The sequence below is a fragment of the Vibrio crassostreae genome (assembly GCF_024347415.1).
GTDB classification, from domain to species: Bacteria; Pseudomonadota; Gammaproteobacteria; order Enterobacterales; family Vibrionaceae; genus Vibrio; species Vibrio crassostreae.
The window spans coordinates 575,490-597,275 of the sequence record NZ_AP025476.1 but is presented as its reverse complement, the minus strand read 5'-3'; the positions used below and the strand labels follow the sequence as shown (position 1 = coordinate 597,275).

The 21,786-nt window shown below is 44.1% G+C and carries 19 protein-coding genes; 7 read left to right on the top strand and 12 right to left on the bottom strand.

What is annotated here, in order from left to right; all coding sequences use genetic code 11:
* The first annotated feature begins 252 nt into the window (after positions 1-252).
* The 3 genes from OC193_RS02735 to btsR all read left to right on the top strand — a co-directional run bounded on the left by OC193_RS02735 (position 253) and on the right by btsR (position 4,504).
* Positions 253-1,743, top strand: coding sequence for a carbon starvation CstA family protein (locus tag OC193_RS02735; RefSeq protein ID WP_048658072.1), 1,491 nt, complete (start codon positions 253-255; stop codon positions 1,741-1,743).
* 256 nt (positions 1,744-1,999) lie between these two features.
* A complete protein-coding gene (locus OC193_RS02730; protein ID WP_048658071.1) occupies positions 2,000-3,670 on the top strand; it encodes a sensor histidine kinase in 1,671 nt (556 codons plus the stop codon).
* A 102-nt stretch (positions 3,671-3,772) separates the two neighbouring features.
* The gene (btsR, locus tag OC193_RS02725) at positions 3,773-4,504 is read left to right on the top strand and encodes a two-component system response regulator BtsR (protein WP_048658070.1); all 732 of its coding nucleotides are present in this window, start codon (positions 3,773-3,775) and stop codon (positions 4,502-4,504) included.
* A gap of 116 nt (positions 4,505-4,620) precedes the next feature.
* Here the strand turns inward: btsR and ispH are convergent, their stop codons facing one another.
* The 6 genes from ispH to murJ all read right to left on the bottom strand — a co-directional run bounded on the left by ispH (position 4,621) and on the right by murJ (position 12,425).
* Positions 4,621-5,577, bottom strand: coding sequence for a 4-hydroxy-3-methylbut-2-enyl diphosphate reductase (gene ispH, locus OC193_RS02720; RefSeq protein ID WP_048662129.1), 957 nt, complete (start codon positions 5,575-5,577; stop codon positions 4,621-4,623).
* Positions 5,578-5,713: 136 nt separating this feature from the next.
* Positions 5,714-6,145, bottom strand: coding sequence for an FKBP-type peptidyl-prolyl cis-trans isomerase (gene fkpB, locus OC193_RS02715; RefSeq protein ID WP_017062866.1), 432 nt, complete (start codon positions 6,143-6,145; stop codon positions 5,714-5,716).
* Between the two features lie 149 nt (positions 6,146-6,294).
* Positions 6,295-6,795: a signal peptidase II gene (lspA, locus tag OC193_RS02710; protein ID WP_048658068.1), complete on the bottom strand. Its 501-nt coding sequence runs from the start codon at positions 6,793-6,795 to the stop codon at positions 6,295-6,297.
* 157 nt (positions 6,796-6,952) lie between these two features.
* Positions 6,953-9,793, bottom strand: a complete 2,841-nt coding sequence (gene ileS, locus OC193_RS02705; protein WP_048662116.1) for an isoleucine--tRNA ligase — start codon at positions 9,791-9,793, stop codon at positions 6,953-6,955.
* Positions 9,794-9,856: 63 nt separating this feature from the next.
* Positions 9,857-10,792 carry a bifunctional riboflavin kinase/FAD synthetase gene (gene ribF / locus OC193_RS02700; protein ID WP_048658066.1) on the bottom strand — a complete coding sequence of 312 codons (936 nt, stop codon included), beginning with the start codon at positions 10,790-10,792 and terminating at the stop codon, positions 9,857-9,859.
* 70 nt (positions 10,793-10,862) lie between these two features.
* Entirely contained in the window at positions 10,863-12,425 is a 1,563-nt protein-coding gene (gene murJ / locus OC193_RS02695) for a murein biosynthesis integral membrane protein MurJ (RefSeq protein ID WP_048658087.1), read from the bottom strand.
* A 251-nt stretch (positions 12,426-12,676) separates the two neighbouring features.
* Between murJ and rpsT the strand changes: the two genes are divergently transcribed.
* The gene (rpsT, locus tag OC193_RS02690; RefSeq protein ID WP_012603273.1) at positions 12,677-12,937 is read left to right on the top strand and encodes a 30S ribosomal protein S20; all 261 of its coding nucleotides are present in this window, start codon (positions 12,677-12,679) and stop codon (positions 12,935-12,937) included.
* Positions 12,938-13,222: 285 nt separating this feature from the next.
* Here the strand turns inward: rpsT and OC193_RS02685 are convergent, their stop codons facing one another.
* The gene (locus OC193_RS02685) at positions 13,223-13,516 is read right to left on the bottom strand and encodes an ArsR/SmtB family transcription factor (protein WP_004735028.1); all 294 of its coding nucleotides are present in this window, start codon (positions 13,514-13,516) and stop codon (positions 13,223-13,225) included.
* Between the two features lie 100 nt (positions 13,517-13,616).
* Complete coding sequence (gene nhaR / locus OC193_RS02680; RefSeq protein WP_048658065.1) at positions 13,617-14,507, bottom strand: transcriptional activator NhaR; 891 nt, start codon at positions 14,505-14,507, stop codon at positions 13,617-13,619.
* A gap of 388 nt (positions 14,508-14,895) precedes the next feature.
* On the opposite strand from nhaR, the gene OC193_RS02675 reads away from it, so the two are divergent.
* The 3 genes from OC193_RS02675 (at position 14,896) to OC193_RS02665 (ending at position 17,473) form a co-directional block, all read left to right on the top strand.
* Positions 14,896-16,041 carry a Na/Pi symporter gene (locus tag OC193_RS02675; RefSeq protein ID WP_048662115.1) on the top strand — a complete coding sequence of 382 codons (1,146 nt, stop codon included), beginning with the start codon at positions 14,896-14,898 and terminating at the stop codon, positions 16,039-16,041.
* An 83-nt stretch (positions 16,042-16,124) separates the two neighbouring features.
* A complete protein-coding gene (locus OC193_RS02670; RefSeq protein ID WP_132957354.1) occupies positions 16,125-16,634 on the top strand; it encodes a helix-turn-helix domain-containing protein in 510 nt (169 codons plus the stop codon).
* The gene (locus OC193_RS02665; RefSeq protein WP_108083520.1) at positions 16,631-17,473 is read left to right on the top strand and encodes an IS3 family transposase; all 843 of its coding nucleotides are present in this window, start codon (positions 16,631-16,633) and stop codon (positions 17,471-17,473) included. The genes OC193_RS02670 and OC193_RS02665 overlap by 4 nt, the downstream gene beginning before the upstream one ends.
* 418 nt (positions 17,474-17,891) lie before the next feature.
* Here the strand turns inward: OC193_RS02665 and OC193_RS02660 are convergent, their stop codons facing one another.
* The 4 genes from OC193_RS02660 to lgt all read right to left on the bottom strand — a co-directional run bounded on the left by OC193_RS02660 (position 17,892) and on the right by lgt (position 21,780).
* Complete coding sequence (locus OC193_RS02660) at positions 17,892-18,368, bottom strand: hypothetical protein (RefSeq protein WP_048658064.1); 477 nt, start codon at positions 18,366-18,368, stop codon at positions 17,892-17,894.
* Positions 18,369-18,584: 216 nt separating this feature from the next.
* A complete protein-coding gene (locus OC193_RS02655; RefSeq protein ID WP_048662682.1) occupies positions 18,585-19,973 on the bottom strand; it encodes a winged helix-turn-helix domain-containing protein in 1,389 nt (462 codons plus the stop codon).
* Positions 19,974-20,097: 124 nt separating this feature from the next.
* Positions 20,098-20,949, bottom strand: a complete 852-nt coding sequence (locus OC193_RS02650; protein WP_017056122.1) for a thymidylate synthase — start codon at positions 20,947-20,949, stop codon at positions 20,098-20,100.
* A 9-nt stretch (positions 20,950-20,958) separates the two neighbouring features.
* A complete protein-coding gene (gene lgt, locus OC193_RS02645; protein WP_017059338.1) occupies positions 20,959-21,780 on the bottom strand; it encodes a prolipoprotein diacylglyceryl transferase in 822 nt (273 codons plus the stop codon).
* Positions 21,781-21,786: the final 6 nt, after the last annotated feature.

Genomic DNA, 21,786 nt, shown 5'->3' with positions numbered 1-21,786 from the left:
TCCACTTATGTCTGTTATCTGCCACTGATATCTATTGGTTACCGCTTAAAGCTGATAAATCACCACTTGCCAGAAGCAAGAGCCTTCTCAACACGAATAACCAACCGCTCTACAAACGTAGCAAACCACTCAATCAGTTATAACACCACTTAATTGACTATTCGACCACTCACTCTCATAGCGGAAGTTTCTTTTTATACTCTTCTTTAATATACACCCTGACTTAATTAATACATTCAGGGATAACAAATTATGATGTGGTTTCTTACCTGTGTTGCAGCACTCATTGGTGGCTACTTTATTTACGGTGCCTTTATCGAGAAGATTTTCGGTATCAATGAAAAGCGTCAAACACCCGCTCACACTAAGCAAGATGGCGTGGACTACGTTCCAATGTCGACACCAAAGGTTTACCTAGTTCAACTGCTTAACATTGCAGGTGTAGGTCCAATCTTCGGACCTATCATGGGTGCCCTTTACGGCCCAGCAGCGATGCTTTGGATCGTGCTAGGTTGTATCTTCGCAGGTGCAGTACACGACTACTTCTCAGGTATGTTATCTATCCGTAATGGTGGTGCTTCGGTTCCAACCATCACTGGACGTTACCTAGGCAATGGCGCAAAACACTTTATGAACATCTTTGCCATTGTTCTACTGCTTCTTGTTGGTGTGGTATTTGTTTCTGCTCCTGCAGGCATGATCACTAACCTAGTGAACGACCAAACTGATTTCGCGATGTCTGCAACAACCATGGTTGTTATCATCTTTGCTTACTACATCATCGCAACGATTGTCCCTGTCGATAAAATCATTGGTCGTTTCTACCCACTGTTCGGTGCACTACTTATCTTCATGTCTGTTGGCCTAATCACTGCGATTGGTCTATCTGACGAGCACCAAATCATGGGAGGCTTCGAGATGAAAGACATGTTCACCAACATGAACCCGAATGACCTACCACTTTGGCCTGCTCTATTCATCACTATCGCTTGTGGTGCAATCTCTGGCTTCCACGCAACTCAGTCACCACTGATGGCGCGTTGTATGGAAAACGAGAAGAACGGTCGCTTCGTATTCTATGGTGCAATGATTGGTGAAGGCATCATCGCTCTAATCTGGTGTGCACTTGCTCTTTCATTCTTCGGTTCAGTTGAGTCTCTATCAGACGCAATTGCAAACGGCGGCCCAGGTAACGTGGTATACAGCGCTTCATTTGGTCTACTGGGTGTATTCGGCGGTATCCTTGCTTTCCTTGGCGTGGTTATCCTACCAATCACTTCTGGTGACACAGCATTCCGTTCAAGCCGTCTTATCCTTGCTGAATACTTCAACATGGAACAGAAAACACTGCGTAACCGCCTACTGATGGCTCTGCCACTGTTCGTTATCGGTGGCATCTTGACTCAAGTTGATTTCGGTATCATCTGGCGCTACTTCGGTTTTGCTAACCAATCAACAGCTGTAATGATGTTATGGACAGCTTCGGCTTACCTACTTCGTCACAATAAACTGCACTGGGTAACCACGGTTCCAGCTGTGTTCATGACATCTGTATGTATCACATTCATCCTGAACAACAGCCAACTAGGCTTCGGTCTACCAATGCAAGTCTCAACCATCATCGGTGTGGTGAGTGCATTCGGTATTGCGGCTTACGTTATCAAAATTTCAAAAGGCAAAGGCGATATCGACCTTGCTGATGAAGAAGAGAAAGAAGCAAAAGGCGTAACCAAAACTGCCTAGTTCTTTCAGACTCTTAATATAAAGAGAGACGTCTTCATAGAGAGACAAAACAACAGCCAAACACACTTCGCTTGCTCCCGTAATCACCCAGTGATTCGTGGAAATTAAGACTAAAGCCCGTCCTCTGTGATGGGCTTTACTGTATCTCAGCATTGAGAAGCAATCGTCACTTGATATAACCAACGAAAACACAAGCAAAGCTACCGTTACCACGCAATGAGCTTTACACTTAACAAGCGTCTCAATAGGTGAAAATATGGAACTCATTCTCTCTCTGCTGCAACAAACCTGTGTCTACTTAGTGATCGCTTACATGCTAAGTAAAACCCCGTTGATTCTCCCTTTGTTGAGCATCTCTTCACGCTTAAGTCATAAAGTCAGCTGTTATGTTCTGTTTTCCCTCTTCTGCATTATGGGCACCTATTTCGGACTGCAGATTAATGACGCAATAGCCAACACTCGTGCAATGGGGGCGGTAATGGGAGGACTGTTTGGCGGCCCTGTCGTTGGCTTTGCGGTGGGCTTTACTGGCGGAATTCATCGCTACTCATTAGGTGGCTTTACTGACTTAGCTTGTGCGATTTCAACCACTGCAGAGGGCCTGATTGGTGGCTTGCTGCATGTATACTTAGTCCGAAAGAACAAAGCCAGCCAGTTGTTTAACCCGCTGGTAGTGTTCTCTGTCACCCTGTTTGCAGAGATCATTCAGATGTTGATTCTGCTCGCAGTCGCCAAACCATTTGAGCAATCCTACGCGCTTGTATCTGATATTGCTGCGCCAATGATCATTGCAAACTCTGTGGGTGCAGCACTGTTCATGAGCATCATCCAAGACAGAAAAACCATCTTCGAGAAATACTCCGCAACCTTCTCACGCCGCGCACTTACTATTGCCGAGCGTTCGGTAGGTATTTTGCATGGCGGGTTTAATTCAGATAACGCGCAACAAATCGTACGTATCGTTTACGAAGAGACCAATGTTGGGGCGGTAGCGATCACCGACCGAGAAAAAATCCTCGCGTTCGTTGGCATTGGCGATGAACACCATATTCCAAATACCCCTATTTCATCGCAAAGCACGCTCACTTCGATGGAACAGAACGACATCATCTACCTTGATGGCAAAGAGAACCCATACCAATGTTCTCTTTCGCAAGATTGTAAGTTAGGTTCTGCGCTTATTATCCCACTGCGTGCCGGTAACGAAGTCGTCGGTACCATCAAACTGTATGAGCCTAAGCTAAAGCTATTTTCAACCATCAACATGTCGATGGCTGAAGGTATTGCTCAACTATTGTCGAGTCAGATCCTGTTCAGCAATTATCAGCAACAACAAACCCTGCTTACCCAAGCTGAAATCAAACTACTGCACGCTCAAGTGAACCCACACTTCTTGTTCAATGCGCTTAATACTATCAGCGCAGTAACACGTCGTGACCCTGATAAAGCGCGAGAGCTTATCCAACACCTCTCTCACTTCTTTAGGAGCAACCTTAAGCAGAACATCAACACTGTGAAACTCAAAGACGAGCTTGCACACGTCAATGCGTATCTCACCATTGAAAAGGCACGTTTTACCGACCGGTTAGAAGTGGAATGGGACATAGACCCACAGTTATACGAGTCACAACTACCAAGCTTTACCCTGCAACCATTGGTTGAGAACGCCATCAAGCATGGCATTTCGAACATGCTAGAAGGTGGCACAGTGAAGATCTATAGCGAGGCTTTCGAGGATGGATTCAAGTTAACCGTTGAAGACAACGCGGGTAATTATCAGAAGCCATCTCAAGATCATGTAGGATTAGGGATGGAAATTGTTGATAAACGACTCACTAATTTCTTTGGACAAGATTCAGCACTAAAAATAGAATCTCAACCACAGCAATTTACTCGAATGAGCTTTATCATACCTAAACTAAAATAGAGGTCTTTTTGTAGGTGTTCGCTCCCCAGTAGTAACATTTAGCAGACATTAAAAAGATAAGCGTGAATCAAGCAGGGATAGCACAAAAATGAAGATTGTAGGATGTTAAAAGCATTAGTTATCGATGATGAGCTTTTTGCTCGCGAAGAACTGATTGAACTTCTGACCGAAACCGGAGAAGTCGAAGTCATTGGTCAAGCGAGTAACGCAATTGAAGGACTTAAGCAGATCAACCTTCTCAAGCCTGATGTGGTGTATTTGGATATCCAAATGCCTCAGGTTACAGGGATTGAATTGCTGAGCATGCTTGACCCAGACACCATGCCCTACGTGGTGTTCGTCACCGCTTACGACCAATATGCGATTCAAGCCTTTGAAGACAATGCCTTTGATTACCTACTCAAGCCAGTTGAACCTTGTCGATTAAACAAGAGTGTTTGTCGTCTGAATAAAGTCATCAAGCAGAACCAGAAAGCGCCAGAACAAAACATCTCAGCGATTGCTCCCTGCCACTTAGAGCAAATCCCGTGCATTGGTCACAACCGCATAGTGATCATGGCAAGCCAAACGGTCGAGTGTGCTTATTCAGATATCAGCGGTGTGCATGTTCGTAGCTCATCACAAACCGCGACCTCACAACTAACGCTTAAGATCTTGGAAGAAAAGACCGATTTGATCCGCTGTCACCGACAATATTTGATCAACATAAAATCGATCCAAGAGATCAAGTTGCTAGAAAATGGATTAGCGGAGATCATTACCCTGACTGGCTTCGAAGTCCCTGTTAGCCGTCGTTACCTCAAGACTTTAAAAGAACAGCTCGGTCTTCAGTAAACACATCTCGGACGGGACATAAAACACGATCAAAAAAGCCAACGCATCAACGTTGGCTTCCTACTGTTTACAAATCGATAGTATTTGCGAATCGCTAGTGCTCGAATCAATAGAGATTAATCTACTTGCTTGATCTGCAGCTCTTTCGGTACTTCGAAGAACATGTTCTCTTCGCGACCTTGAATCTCTTCAACGCCAGTCGCACCTAGTTCGCGGATACGATCTAAGATTTGGTTAACTAACTCTTCAGGAGCAGAAGCACCAGCCGTTACGCCGATTTTCTTCTTGCCTTCAACCCATTCAGTCTGAATATCTTCTGGGCAATCCGTTAGGTAGCCTGGTGTGCCTAGCTTCTCAGCTAGCTCTTTTAGGCGTGTAGAGTTCGATGAGTTCTTAGAACCAACCACTATCACCACATCAACGTCATTCGCCATCTCACGCACCGCGTCTTGACGGTTTTGAGTCGCATAACAGATGTCGTCTTTACGAGGGCCTTGAATCTCAGGGAATACACGACGTAACTCTTCAATTACATCTGCCGTTTCATCAACAGACAGCGTAGTTTGGCTCACGTAGTGTAAGTTACTTGGATCATTAACCACTAGGTTTTGTACGTCTTCTGGTCTTTCAACCAAGTACATACCACCTGTTTGACTCGCGTACTGACCCATAGTGCCTTCAACTTCCGGGTGACCCGCGTGACCGATCAGTACTACTTCCATATGTTTGCGGCTCGCACGAGCAACCTCCATATGAACTTTAGTCACCAAAGGACAGGTTGCATCGAATACCGTTAGCTCGCGCTCTTTCGCTTCTTTACGAACCGCTTGAGAAACACCGTGAGCAGAGAAAATCACGATATTGTCGTCAGGCACTTCACTCAGTTCTTCGACAAAAATAGCACCACGTTGCTTGAGCCCCTCAACAACAAAGCGGTTGTGTACCACTTCATGGCGAACATAGATCGGTGGCTGATACATTTCAAGTGCACGCTCTACGATGCTGATCGCACGATCGACACCGGCACAAAAGCCACGAGGGTTAGCTAACATTATTTTCATTTCATTGCTCATCATTTACCGCGGTACTAAGGTTGTTTCTATAGAGTTCGCCGTCAGCGAGGTTCGCATTCTACAGTGAAGCGTCTAGACAGTGAAGCTCTAGGTGACATCACCGCAGTAAGGCTATCTTATTCTAACGTTAAGAGAGTTATTCTACCGTTAAGATATTGACGTCAAACGTAACGTCTTGACCTGCGAGTGGGTGATTAAAATCAACCGTCACTGAATCACCTGCGATCTCAGTAATAATACCTGGAATTTCCATCCCATCAGGACCAGAGAATGCCATGATAGTACCCACTTCAACTTCAGAATCACCAACAAACTTAGCACGATCCATATAATGAATATGATCAGGGTTTGGCATACCAAACGCATCTTCCGCTTTCAGTTCGATAGACTTTTCAGTTCCAGCTTCAAGTCCAAGTAAGCACGCTTCAAAGTTCTCACTTAGGCTGCCATCGCCCATGACGAACTTTGCAGGTTTGCCCATATTTTCGGTGCTATCGGCAACTGAACCATCCTTCATTTTAATCGTAAAATGTAGAGTTACTGCTGAATCATTTTTAATTGCTGCCACGTTACTTTCCTTAGATTTCTTTATTATTTGAGGATGCATTGTGCTTTGCTTCCTTGTTGACTGAAGCATAAAAAAAAGCGCCGTCGGAATCAACCGACAGCGCTTAGGGCTATTCTATTCTGTGAGTCATAGACTGACTTTGAGGCAAGCTATTTGCTTTCGTCTTTCTTACGGAAACCATCTAGGATGATCATCGCAGCACCGATACAGATTCCCATATCCGCTAAGTTAAATGCAGGCCAATGGTAAGTGCCCCAGTAGAAGTCTAAGTAATCGACAACAAAGCCATGTACGACTCGGTCAAACACATTACCAACCGCACCACCAATGATGATCGCATAAGCAATGTTATTCCACTTCTCCGCAGCTGGTAGTTTGCTCATCCAGTACGTCAGCATGCCCGTTACCGCAAATGCGATACCCGTAAATAACCAACGCTGCCAACCACTTTGATCGCTCAAGAAGCTAAACGCTGCACCATAGTTATGTACGTACAAAAAGTTAAAGAATGGCAGAACCTCAATACGGTTTGCCCAGCCATAACCCATGTTATCCATGACAAAGAGTTTAATGCCGATATCGGCAAGGAAGACCACTAGGGCCAACCATAGCCAACGCACACCAGATTGTTTTAACGAAACGTCACTCATTTCTATTCCTAGTATTTACGAAGTTGGTATTCACTGTTACTCAATTTAAGTGACCTGATTACCGTACTTGTATAAACACATTTCCTATAATTAAAAATAACCCCAGTTGATACTGGGGCTATGATTTTTACAAAAAGTTCAGTCTTTCTCTGAGCTGTTATGCGAACTTACGCACTTCGCCTTCACCATCGATGTTCGACACACAACGACCACAAACTTTCTCGTGACCTTCGATAGTGCCTACATCTGGAGTGTGGTGCCAGCAACGGTCACACTTCTCAGCTTCAGTAGCTGCAACTTCAACGAATAGACCAGCAACGTCTGTCTCTTGAGCTGCATCAGACTTCTCGCCCAGTGGCTTAACAACAGCTGCAGAAGTGATAAGTACGAAACGTAGCTCATCTTCTAGCTTGTTGATTTTCGCCGCTAGTGCGTCGTCAGCGTATAGAGTCACTTCAGCTTGCAGTGCACCACCGATCGTTTTCTCTTTACGAGCATCTTCAAGAAGCTTGTTCACAGCGCCACGAACCGTTTGGATTTCAGCCCAGAATTCGTTGCTTAGCTCTTCGCCTTCAGCTAGACCGAATAGGCCTTCGAACCATTCGCCAGTAAACACGAACTTGTCGCGCTCACCCGGCATCTCGTTCCAGATTTCATCTGCAGTGAACGACATGATAGGTGCCATCCAACGAACTAGAGCTTCTACGATGTAGTAAAGCGCAGTTTGACAGCTACGTTGGGCATGGCTGCCCTGCTTCGCTGTGTACTGACGGTCTTTAATTACGTCTAGGTAGAAAGAACCCATTTCAATAGAACAGAACTGCATTAGACGTTGAGTCACACCGTGAGTGTTGTACTCGCCGTATGCTTTAACAATCTCTTCTTGTGCAGCTTGAGCACGGCCAACAGCCCAGCGATCAAGTGCAACCATCTCTTCAGCAGGTACTAGGTCAGTTTCAGGGTTGAAACCATTCAAGTTCGCTAGGAAGAAACGCGCTGTGTTACGAATACGACGGTAAGCATCAGCTGAACGCTTCAGGATTTCATCAGAAACCGCAACTTCACCCGTGTAGTCTGTAGAAGCAACCCATAGACGCAGGATATCAGCACCTAGCTTGTTGGTTACATCTTTAGGTGCAACAACGTTACCGATAGATTTAGACATCTTACGGCCGTTACCGTCAACCACGAAACCGTGAGTTAGTACTTGCTTGTATGGTGCTTCGTCTTTCATCGCAATAGATGAAATTAAAGAAGACTGGAACCAGCCACGGTGTTGGTCTGAACCTTCAAGGTAAAGATCAGCACTGTTGCCGTTGTATTCTTCACGAGAATCAACAACAGAGAAGTGCGTCACACCTGAGTCGAACCATACGTCTAGCGTATCCATTACTTTTTCGTACTTATCAGCGTCTTCTGCGCCCATAAGTTCAGCAGCGTCTACATCCCACCAAGCTTGAATGCCTTTCTCTTCAACTAGCTTCGCGACTTTTTCAATAAGAGCTGGGCTATCAGGGTGAAGTTCTGACGTTTCTTTATGAACGAACAGAGCAATTGGCACACCCCAAGTACGTTGACGAGAGATACACCACTCAGGGCGACCTTCGATCATACCTTCGATACGGCTTTGACCCCACTCAGGCATCCACTCAACATTCTTCGTTGACTCTAGTGCTTTTGCACGTAGGCCAGCTTGATCCATCGAGATGAACCACTGTGGTGTTGCACGGAAGATGATTGGAGTTTTGTGTCTCCAACAGTGTGGGTAGCTGTGCTCGTAAGCGTGGTGATGCAGAAGTGCACCTTTATCTTTTAGAACTTCTAAAACAGAGTCGTTCGCTTTAAATACGTGCTGACCAGCAAATAGCTCAGTATCTGGCAGGTAAACGCCGTTTGAACCAACTGGGTTAGCGATTTCTAGGTTGTACTTCTTACCAACCACGAAATCCTCTTGACCGTGGCCAGGCGCAGTGTGAACCACACCAGTACCTGAATCCGTTGTTACGTGGTCGCCAAGAACAGCAGGAACAGTAAAATCGTAGAACGGGTGGTTGAACTGAGAAAGCTCAAGATCAGCACCTGTAGCAAAACCAAGGTTATGGAAATGCTCGATACCTGCACGGTCCATTACGTCTTTTGCTAGATCAGAAGCAACAACGATACGTTGAGCTGGTTGGTCGCCATTCGCTTCAACTTGGATAAGCACGTATTCAAGATCATCACGTAGACATACTGCGCGGTTCGCCGGCAGAGTCCATGGTGTTGTCGTCCAGATTACGATAGAAATTTCGCCTTGACCCGCATGACCTTCAGCTAGAGTAAATTTCTCTAGCAGCGCCGCTTCGTCAGCTGCTGTAAATTTCACATCGATAGATGGAGAAACTTTATCTTTATATTCAACTTCAGCTTCAGCCAGAGCAGAACCACAGTCAGTACACCAGTGAACTGGTTTGAAACCTTTAAGAAGGTGACCTTTGTCTGCGATTTTGCCTAGAGAACGAATGATGTTCGCTTCAGTGCCGAAATCCATAGTGCGGTAAGGTTTGTCCCACTCGCCCATGATACCAAGACGTTTGAAGCTCTCTTTCTGACCTTCAACTTGGCCCGCAGCGTACTTACGACACTCTTCGCGGAATTCAGCAGCCGAAATCTTCTGACCAGGCTTACCTTTCTTCTTCTCAACCATTAGCTCGATTGGAAGACCGTGACAGTCCCAACCTGGGATGTACGGTGCATCAAAACCAGAAAGGGTCTTAGATTTGATAATAATGTCTTTAAGAATCTTATTCAGCGCGTGGCCAATGTGAATGTCGCCGTTCGCGTATGGAGGGCCATCATGCAGTACGAAAGATTTTTTACCTTTCTTTGCCTTACGGATTTCGCCGTAAAGATCTTCTTTGTACCAACGCTTCAGCATTTCTGGCTCACGATTTGCCAGATTGCCGCGCATTGGGAACCCTGTTTCTGGTAAGTTCAGGGTATCTTTATAATCACTCATCGATTCTTAATTCCGTTATATTGGGCGAAGTTAGACATTATGTTAATCGGTGGAATCATCCGATTAATTCTTTAGCTGAAGCAGCCACACCCTTGCGGCTTCAGCATCCAATTCTATTTGATTCTTTAGTGCGTCGAACGATTCAAATTTTATCTCGTCGCGCAGTTTGTGCAAAAGTCGTACTTCTAACTGTTTACCATATAAATTGGCTTTAAAGTCAAAAAAGTGCACTTCTAATTGCTGCCTTACCCCATTAACTGTTGGTCGTTGTCCAATATTAGCAACGCCACCGACAGGAACACCGTCGATATCCAAAGCTTCAACAACATACACTCCCGATACAGGAGAAACACAACGCTTTAATGGAATATTAGCGGTAGGGAAACCGATAGTTCTCCCTAGTTTTCGACCATGGGACACTCGACCACTAATACTGTAATCACGTCCTAACATGGTAGCACTTGCAGCCAAGTCATCGACCGCTAATGCATTTCGTATCTCAGTACTACTTACTCGTAATTGGTTTAAGCAATAGCTTTGGGTGCTTACCACCTCAAAACCGTACTTCTCGCCTGCCGCTTTGAGCATAGCGAAATTACCAGTGCGACCTTTACCAAAGCAAAAATCGTCACCAACCACCAAGAACTTCACACCAAGCTTATCAACCAAAAGATCCTTAATGAATGCTTCCGCGGATAAACTTGCAAAATACTGATTAAAATTGACACACAATAAACGACTGATATCCAGCTTGCTCAGTTGCACGTATTTATCTCGTAAGCGAGTTAAACGTGCTGGCGCTCTATCTCGGGCAAACAGCTCCATAGGTTGCGGCTCAAACGTCATAACAACAGAAGGTAGCCCTAATGCTGCAGCTTGTTTAGAAACCTGACTCAGAACCTCTTGATGTCCTAAATGAACACCATCGAAGTTACCTATGGTTAATACACAGCCATGATGCTGCGCTTTAATATTGTGTATACCTCGGATCAGTTCCATTATGATCAGCTAAAACCTGTTATTTGCATCATTTATTGTGTGAAACCGACGGATTATATACTAATCAGTATTAATCTGTCGCTGCTTTTAAATGTTTTACTCGGATACCTAAAATCAGTACCGAAACAATATAAACAAAGCCACCAAGTCCAATCAAGCCTGTTAATGTCAGCGCTCTCTGGCTAAAGCTCCATTCAAGCCAATGTTGCATATTATCCAGCTGCCATAAAATAGCCGCTACCATTACCGCACCCGAGACAATCAATTTGGCACTAAATAACAAGGTTGTCTTAGTTAATTGATATACGCCCGCAAGGTGCAATCCGCGATATAGCAAGGCCATATTCACAAAGGCAGACAATGCCGTCGCAATCGCCAAACCTACATAGCCATAGAAATAAGCAAAAATCGCGTTAAACACCATATTGGTCACCATCGCGATAATGCCGTATTTAACCGGTGTTTTTGTATCTTGGCGAGAGTAATAACCAGGCGCTAATACTTTAATCAGCATGAAATTAAGCAAGCCTGATGCGTAGGCCACCAATGACATTGATGCCTGCTGTACATCATGTGGAGAGAACTCACCACGCATGAATAGCACCATCAGCATTGGCTTTGCTAACACAATAAGACCAAGCATCGCAGGAATACCAAGCAGCAAAACCATGCGCACGCCCCAGTCCATGGTATGCGCGAACCCTTCCCCTTGAGCATCTACGTGTTTACGAGACAAAGCAGGAAGAATCACGGTCGCAATCGCGATACCGAATAAACCGAGAGGAAATTCAAGCAGTCGGTCTGAGTAGTACAACCAACTTATAGAACCAGTTGCGAGGAAGCTGGCAATAAAGGTATCAAACAATAAATTGATTTGACTGACCGATACACCGAACAAAGCCGGGATCATTAGTGTGCGGATCTTAACAACGCCCGGATCTCTCCAGCCCCACTTCGGCTTAACCAACACACCCGCTTTGATCAAGAAAGGCATTTGGAAAAGGAATTGGACTAAGCCACCAAGAAACACACCAATGGCTAAACCAATTTCTGGTTGTTCTAAATTAGGTGAGATAAACCATGCAGCGCCTATGATCATCACGTTCAAGAACACTGGAGTAAAAGAAGAGACCGCAAACTTACCTAATGTATTAAGAATGGCACCAGATAACGCAACAAAGGTGATAAACCACAAATAAGGAAAGGTAATCTTGAGCATAAAACTCGCTAGCTCAAATTTTGGCGCAGCTGGACCGTCATTTAACCAATCGATAAACCAACCGGCACCAAACATCGCAGTGATTACACCTGAGCCTAACACCCCGATAACGGTAACGATAGAGACTAACACCCCGAGCGTGCCCGACACCTTAGCAATTAAATCTCGAGTCTTATCTTTATCACCTGCGGCGTGATATTCCGTTAATACAGGAACAAACGCTTGAGAAAACGCACCTTCTGCAAAAAGTCGACGTAAGAAATTAGGAATTTTATTAGCGAAGAAGAATACGTCGGCACTCGCTCCAGCCCCCATCAAATTTGCTACTACTACATCACGTACTAGCCCCAATACACGGGAAACAAAAGTCATTGCACTGACAATCAGGCCTGACTTTAATAGTCGTTTACTCACAGAAACCTCTGACACTGGTTGATTACTTTCAAGCGAGGATAAATACTATCCTATCCTAAGAAGCATATTTATTAGCATTGGTCTAAAAATGCTGTTAGAATCCCCGCCATCTTAACCGCGATGACCTTTCCATACCAAAGTTTGTTTGGCTACGATTGGTTTTTGCACAAATCATTTGACAATTAAGCGCTAATGAGGGATAGTCCTCGCCCTTAAATTGTCACCGAACTAAGTTTTTGGGAGTTAGACCCTTGGCAAACAGTAAATCTGCTAAGAAGCGCGCTATCCAAGCTGAGAAACGTCGCCAGCACAATGCTAGCCGTCGTTCTATGATGCGCACTTACATGAAAAAAACTATTGCAGCTATTGAAGCTGGCAATAAAGAAGCTGCAACTGCTGCTCTTGTAGAAGTTACACCTCTTCTAGACCGTATGGCGACTAAAGGCCTTATTCATAAGAATAAAGCTGCACGTCATAAGTCTCGTTTCGCTGCTGCAATCAAAGCTCTTTAATAGAAATTTGATTACAACGCAAAACGAAAAAAACCGGCCTTGGCCGGTTTTTTTATATCTAAAATTTGAGAAATGCTATTATTTTCCGGTGATTATTTAACTGAAAAACCGCTAATTTGCTTACCGATAAATAGCTAAGCAGCTAAAAAACAACGAGAAAAAAAACAGACAAGCAGATAGATAGGTCGGTAATATAGATAGGCACTCACGTTTGACGTGAAATACTGACACTTCCTTGTGTCGGTCTTATTCCTGATAAGAAATCCCTCTCCCACCAGCAATAAGCTACTTGCAGTAAATACCATGCAGTAGGTTAATCATCGCTTTTACTTCTTCACTACTCAATGTGTAATACACAGTTTGAGCTTCTTTGCGAGTTTCGACCAAACCATCTCTTCTCAACCAAGCAAGATGTTGAGATAAAGCAGACTGACTCAGTTCCAACTTGCCACACAACTCCCCAACCGACAGCTCAGTACCATGTAATAGGCACAAGATCTGTAAGCGACGCTCGTTGGCCATGGCTTTGAGTAGAATCACAGCTTGTGCTGAGTTCTTCTCCATCTCTTTTAAGTTCATAGTTTGGCTCCCTACAACCTTTACGCCAACTACGGGCTATCAGTATTTCCGGCATATGGTGGAGTTATGATAATCGATATCAATTCATTAACAAACCGCCTCACTCGAACAATTTGCTAAAATCTGCGTCGCATACGTTTTTTACTGCTGGATGTTGGATCATCCTCTCAGCAAATATGACGTAGTACTCCTCTTTTAACTCTTCAATGCCACCTAATAATTGCAGTGATGTATCTTCCTCAACCTCAGACATATAAAGGGTTGGCGCTAAAAATATTGCGTCATCGTGGTAGCGAGCAAAAGCCTTCATCAATGCCGCATCATCAAACTCACCCAAAACATCAGGTTTAAGCCCTTGTCTATCAAACCACTGCAGCACTTTGCGCCCCATTGAGGTTCGACTACCAGGTATCAAAAGCTTTCTTTGTTCTAATACCGCGGGGAAGTTCACACCTTCAACCTTGCCGGAACTGAAAAAGCTCATTCCACTTTCGCCGAGCTTTTTACTAAACAGGCCAGGGCTTTGACTCGAATCCACCGGGCAATCAGACAAGATCATATCGAGCTTATGCTGAGAAAGTTGCTCAAGTAGCATTTCATGGGTCGATTCAAAGCAACGTAAATGAATGCTGTTATCTGGGGGAATCGTCGACATCAGTATCTTGCTTACGAGTCTTTTAGACAGTGCATCCGCAACACCAACATCAAACAGAATATTAGAGTGCTGGCTATAATTTACGATATCCAGCATCTCGTAACTCAGGCCAAACATACGGTCAGCGTACTTAAAGACTAGCTGCCCAAGCTCTGTCGGCTCAACACTGCGACCATTACGCTTAGTTAACTTGCCATCCATACGCTCTTCTAACGCTTTTATCTGACCCGTTACTGTTTGTGGTGTTAGGAATAGAGCTTCTGCCGCTTTAGTAACAGAGCCTTGTTTGCAAACCATCCAAAAGTAATAAAGGTGGTTATAGTTGAGGTGCGACATAGATGTGCCGTAATAAAGAGTAGATACCCTTTTATATCAAATATGACACTCCCACTCAACAAACTCGGAAAAACCAAACCTAACTAACCATTACCACCTATTTTTACGAAGTGTCTGATTTCATAATGTAATATTTCATCGATTATTTTCAATTTTTCTCTAACTTTTAAGATCTATATCACCCAGGTTGAAAATGGCAAAAAACCAATTAAAACAGAAGGTTAAATAAACAATATTTACTGTCAAAATATTTAAACAGCAAATCATCACAAAAAAACCCAACCTAAACCAAAATGTAATATTACTGAAATATTTGTTCTCTAACATCACGCTCAGATTAAACAAACAGACCAAACACAGACTTAAACGGTCCAATGGAGAAAACATTATGAACCAAGCTACTACTGCAGCAGCGCCTATCTCGAGCACTACTCGTTGGCTACGCTGGGCTAACTTGGCATTCATGCTTTACCTACTATTACTTTCAGTTTCAATGGTTGGTACAGGCTTCAAATGGGCAACAGGCGAGCAAGCAAAGGTTCTTTTCGAATTTGCTTCACACCCAGTTGCAGGCTTAATGATTGGTTTAGTGGCAACAGCACTTATTCAATCATCAAGCACAGTTACTTCAATTATCGTTGGCCTTGTGGCAGGTGGTTTACCTGTTGAGCTAGCAATCCCAATGATCATGGGTGCTAACATTGGTACTACGGTAACCAATACGCTAGTTAGCCTTGGTCACGTTCGTTGTAAAGAAGAGTTCAAACGTGCATTCGCAAGTGCGACTATTCACGACTTCTTTAACCTATTAGCCGTTGCTATCTTCCTACCACTAGAGATGGCGTTTGGTATTCTAGAAAAGATTTCTCACTGGTTGGTATCACCAATGCTAGCAACAGGTGATATGAGCATGGGTGGTCTTAACTTCATCAAGCCAATCACGAAGCCTGTAGTAAGTGCGATTAAAGAACCACTATCAACATTTGGCGACACTGTTGGTGGCATCATGCTTATCGTTCTAGGTATTGCGACTATCTTCGTAGCTATCACGGTAATGGGTAAGCTAATGAAGAGCCTGATGGTTGGCCGTGCTCGTGAGATTCTAAAGAATGCAATTGGTCGTGGTCCTATCCACGGTATCGCTTCTGGCTCTATCGTTACTATCCTTGTTCAGTCTTCTTCTACGACAACAAGCTTGATGGTTCCACTAGTAGGCTCAGGTGTTCTTAAAGTACGTGACGTTTACCCATTCACTCTTGGTGCAAACATCGGTACATGTATTACGGCTCTACTTGCAGCTACAGCAGTATCTGGTGAGTTCGCAGTATTCGCACTACAAATTGCTCTAGTACACTTGGTGTTCAACATCATGGCAACGGTATTCATCTTCGGTATTCCGTTCCTACGCGAGCTACCAGTTAAAGCGGCAGACATGATTTCAGACATGGCTGTGAAGAATAAATCTGTAGTCGCTGGCTACCTTGTTGCGGTATTCCTTGTACTGCCTGGTACCGTGTTAGCTTTGACTGCTTAATAGCAAAACAAACATCGCTTATAGCAAAGCCCGCAACTGAACTGACCCCCAATAGTTGGACACCAATTATTGGGGGTCTTTTTATGTCCAAATATAGCCGAGAGCTAAAATGTATCATTGCTAAGCAATATTTAGATGGCACGTCATCTCTCTACTTAGCAAAACAATATTCAATCTCTTCAAGACAGATACGGTATTGGGCTCAAGTCTTTGCCATCCATGGTACTGATTCATTTTTACCAACTAAGCATGCTGCTTCTGCTCAGACAAAGCGAAAAGCATTGAATTTAATGTGGACGAATGAATGGTCTCTCACGCACACTAGCGCAGTATTAAACCTCTCATCCCCTGGGATACTCTCTGTCTGGCTCAAACGATTTAATGAGCTCGGTATCAAGGGGCTCAAAATGCGCCAGAAAGGAAGACCTTCAATGAAACAGCACCCTCAACGTACCACTAAGCCTGATAATGAAATGACACTTGAGGAACTAAAAGAGGAGTTGATCTACTTACGAACTGAGAATGCCGTTCTAAAAAAGTTGGAAGAGTTAGAGCAGGAAAAAAACCGTCGAACAAAGAAAAAGCGGTCATAGCTCTAACTCTTAAAGGTAAGTACCCGTTGAAGCACTTACTGCACACTCTACAGCTGGCAAAAAGTGTCTTTTATTATCAGGCTCAAACAAGCAAACGCCCAAATAACTACGAACGTGAGCTGCGGTTGATAAAGTCAATTTATCATGAACATAAGGGTCGATACGGCTACCGCCGTATTCACTTGGAACTAAAAAATCAGGGGTTCGTGCTTAATCACAAAACGGTTCAAAGGCTTATGGCTCAGCTCAACCTTAAATCGACGGTCAGGATTAAAAAGTATCGTTCATATCGAGGAGAGTCTGGAACAGCTGCTCCTAACGTGCTTGAAAGAGATTTTAGTGCGACTCAACCCGATGAAAAATGGGTAACTGATGTGACGGAGTTCAAAGTCAAAGAGCAGAAAGTATACTTGTCTCCTGTTGTCGACTTGTTTACTCAGGAAGTGGTTGCCTATAGAGTGGCCAAAAATGCCTGCTTGCCGCTTGTTACGGATATGCTGACGGAAGCTATATCTACGCTTAAACCCAACTCAAAGCCAATTATACATAGCGATCAAGGTTGGCAATATCGCCATCGACAGTATCAGAAAAAGGTAGCGGAAAGTGGGTTAACGCAAAGCATGTCGAGAAAAGGTAACTGCTTGGATAATGCTGTTGCTGAAAACTTTTTTGCTTTACTCAAAACCGAGATGTATCACAACCAAAGCTTTGAAGATGCAGATGCTCTGATAGAGCAAATTAAAGAATACATCGAGTACTACAATACCAAACGTATAAAAGTGAAACTAAAAGGCCTGACTCCGATAGAATATCGAACTCAGGCCTTGAAAGCCGCTTAACAGAAATGTCCAACTTTACGGGGTCACTTCAAACCTCCTAGGTTGCGGGCTTTTTCTTTTTAGGATCAGATGCAGGAAACAAAAAGAAGATACGGGATTCGAGTAAACGAGTAACGAAGACCAAAACCAGATACGAGATTCGTGTAAACGAGTAACGAAAAGCGACTCTCTCTAATTATCTGCGTTTTAATATTTCGTACCTAACTGACTCAAATCTAAACACGCTCTTCGCATCTCGAATCCCGTTTACTCGCATCTAAAAATCCGTCATTCCCTACAGCGAGGAACGAGTGGGATAGGGAATCTACGCAGCGCACAATACCCAGAGATTCCCTACTCCTTCCTTCGTCAGTCTAGGGAATGACAGGCGCTTTTGATCTTCGTATCCCGCACCTCGTTTACTCGCATCTAAAAAAGCTTACTTACCTTGCTCATTACGCAGGTACATAATGGCAACCATACCAAAGCCGATAAATTGCCATAGATACTGCCCGTCGCTTGCGCCAGTGATGGTTTGAGTGAAAGCCATACAAGCGGTCACAAACAGGGAAGCGAATGCGGCATAGAGCAACCACGGACGTTCTTTGCCAACCATGAACTCACCAGCAAGTACCGAACGAAGAACCAATAAAAACGGCACACATTGCAAAGCAATCAGAATTGGGAACATAAAATCGAACGTTGGACTCAATAAAGCATGACCGACTTGGCTCTTATCCCAAGTGCCAACAATATAACCTTTCCAACCAGCCCAGGTATCACCTGCATAAGCGGTATCAGGTGTAACAAAGCCAAGTAACACGCCCATCACTTTATCGATAAAGCCATTTTTAAACCAAAAGACGAATAAGAAGATCTGAATTGGAATGATCTGAAAAGCAAACTTCTTCAACATGTGTGTACCCCAAATAATGAATGATTTGGTACCAGTATCTGGAAGTCGATGTTTTTACGCTTGATGCAAGGCAATCGAGCCTGAGTCCAAACAATAATCAAACATATTGAGAAGCCTGTTGGCACAAGAAAGTCTTGCGGATATACCGTTACTATTTGCTCTCACGAAACACCTTCGCTTGAAAACGTATTTCGTGGTTTAGGAAAGGTTTGTTTTTTATAAAGATTCAATAATATCAAACAGTTGACCGTCATTCTCTTTTTTTACTTCGGTATAACGTTGATAGTTGTATTGCGAACCTTTTGGGTTGTCCGACAGCTTGTCAGCCACACTCAGTAGATAAAAGCTGATTGGGCTCGGCGTACTTTCGGCAGCATAGGAGAGATAAGGGAACGCTTGATTAGCATGTTGATTGATTAACAAGGCTAGCCCTAAGGTAAGATTAGCGATGTCACAACGTGGGTTCATCTCGAAGGCTTGCTTTGCCAGTTGCAGTGCATGTTCGCGATCTTCCTGTTCATGACTTTGTAAATAAGCCAAAGATTCCGAATACGACAGTAAGGCATTGACCAGATAGTTATCTCGCCCTTGTTGCTGAATCGTGTCCAACTGGAGTGCTATTTCCTCAATTGTCTGACCACCTTTTCCTTGGTAGAACAACGATATCCCCTCGGAGATAACACTCCAATCATCGTAGTTATCAATAGAGGTCACTCGATGACTTGCCACGCCGTATTCGGAGCTCATTGGAGCAATAATGGCTTTGACCTCGAGAATCACATCCCCAATGGCATCAAAGAAATTATCTTGGCTAAAGCGCTTTTCCACTTTCTGACTTTGATTCGGTTGGCGATTGTTTTGTACAAGCACGCTCAACACATAATCACTGTCCTTTTGTTTGAGCCAACCTTTGAGTTCAACACCATTGTTGGTCAGTGATTGCTTGCCCTGATGCGATAGCTGAGAAAAGTTGTAACCCGATAAGTTTTTTGCCGAATTCAGCCCGTAGAAAAGATAGTTATAAACGCTTTCTGACATCTCATAATCGTTCGCAGAATCGAGTGTTATGTCATGAATATAAACAGGAATTACATCACTTTGATGAGCAGAAATAACAGCAGTGTCATTAGTTGGGACATCGGTTTGCCATGCCCAAGCTGCTATTAAGCCAATAGAGAATACTGCGGTTGTAATCAGGGCGATGGTTTTCTTTTTCGACTTAGCAACAATAGGCTCAAGTTGAGAGGCGTCCTCAACGGGAGTTAGTTTAACGCTCGACTGAGTCACCTCAACATCGAACAGGTAACCTTGTTTAGGGATCGTCTGAATAATGCGATACGGACGTGACTTATCCTGAAGTTGACTGCGCAATAAACTGATGACTTGCCTAACCAGATTGTCAGACACTTGAGTTCTTTGCCACACATCAGAGGCTATCTGCTGAGTGCTAACCACTTGCCCGCGATTTTCGATGAAATAGCTGAGTAGCTTTGCTTGTAATGGCTCTAGATGAATCGCCTCATCATCAATCACCAACTGATTTTTATCAGGGTAGAAAGCAATAGGAAAGTCATGTTGCAACACGAAGCAATGCGAACGAGTCATAGCAGTTCTGTGGTTAGAAAAGACCCCACAAGATTATTGGTTTTATAAATAGTAAGCAAGCCAAGTATCACAAATAAAAAAGGCTGCACAATGGCAGCCTTTCAATCAAACAAAGCAGATTAGATTAAACCGAGAACGGGTACTTAATCGCTTCGTGGCATTCGTAACCTTCAACCCAGAAGTCATCCATCGTTACCCATGTTTCCAAATCTTCTAGAGACTTAATCTCAGGATTGATATGGAATGTTGGGCCAGCTAACGGCTCACGCTTTAGCTGAATGTCACGCATTGGCGCCAGCTGATCTTCGTAGATATGAGCATTCACAAGCTTGTGGTAAGCCACGCCAGCTTTCTTACCCGTGATTTGCGCCATAATAGCTAGGAAGACATACACTTGAACCATGTTGAAGTTCAGGCCTAAAGGCACGTCACAAGAACGTTGAGTACTGTTTAGGTACAGAGTGTCACCAAGTAGAGAGAAGTGATGGCTGTACATACACGGACGCAAACATCCCATGTGGAACTCACCTGGGTTATAGAAGTTTAAGATCTCACCACGGTCATCAATACCGTTCGTTAGATCATCAACAATCTTCTTCAGTTGGTCGATATGACCGCCATCAGGTTTTGCCCATGCACGTCCTTGAACGCCGTAAACACGGCCCATATCGTCTTCGCCCTTGCGGTAAGGGTTATTTAGCCATGCCTCGTTCAAGTTCGAATTCGCATCCCAAGTCTTAGTACCTAGTTTGCGGAAGTCTTCAGCATTATCGTAACCACGGATGTAGCCAAGCAGTTCAGCAACCGCGGCCTTCCAAAAGCTCTTACGCGTTGTTACTAGAGGGAACTGGTTATTACCAACATCATATTCCAGGTCAGCATTGATCACGGTTAGGCAGCGCTTGCCCGTGCGTTCATTTTCAATCCAAGTACCGTCATCAACGATACGCTGACAGAGATCTAAATACTGTTTCACACCAATTCCTTACTTCGTTTGTTGTGGTAATTCGTCTTTGTAGTGACCACGCTTGTATGCCCACACCATCATCAGCACACCGATGATAACCATTGGCAGTGACAAAATTTGTCCCATAGAGATAAATCCACCGAACAAACCTAGGTGGGCATCAGGTTCACGTACGTATTCTACTAAGAAGCGGAATGTACCATATCCTGCTAGGAATAACCCTGATACAGAACCAAGAGGACGCGGCTTTTTGATAAACCAGTTCAAGATGAAGAACAGCACAATACCTTCAAGCGCCATCTCGTAAAGTTGAGATGGGTGACGAGGAAGTGGGCCACCGTTAGGGAAGACAATAGCCCATGGCACATCAGTCACACGGCCCCAAAGCTCGCTGTTCATGAAGTTACCTAAGCGTCCCATGCCTAAACCAAATGGCACTAATGGTGCAATCATGTCTGCCACACCAAAGAAGGTTCGACCGTTCTTTTTGGCATACCAAAACATGGCAGTAATAACACCAAGCAAACCACCGTGAAAAGACATACCACCAGTCCATACCTTAAATAGATAAAGAGGATCTGCTAGGAAAAGGTCAAAGTTGTAGAAAAGTACGTAGCCAATACGACCACCCAGCACCACACCTAGAAAGCCAGCAAACAGTAAGTCTGATACTTGCTCTCGAGTCCAACCGCTACCCGGTTGATCAGCTCGACGATTTGCTAACCAAAGAGCAAACATAAAACCGACAAGGTACATTAAGCCGTACCAACGAACTGAGATTGGTCCTAGTTCAATAAGAACAGGATCGATATTTGGGAATTCGATAAAACCCTGAGACATACTTGG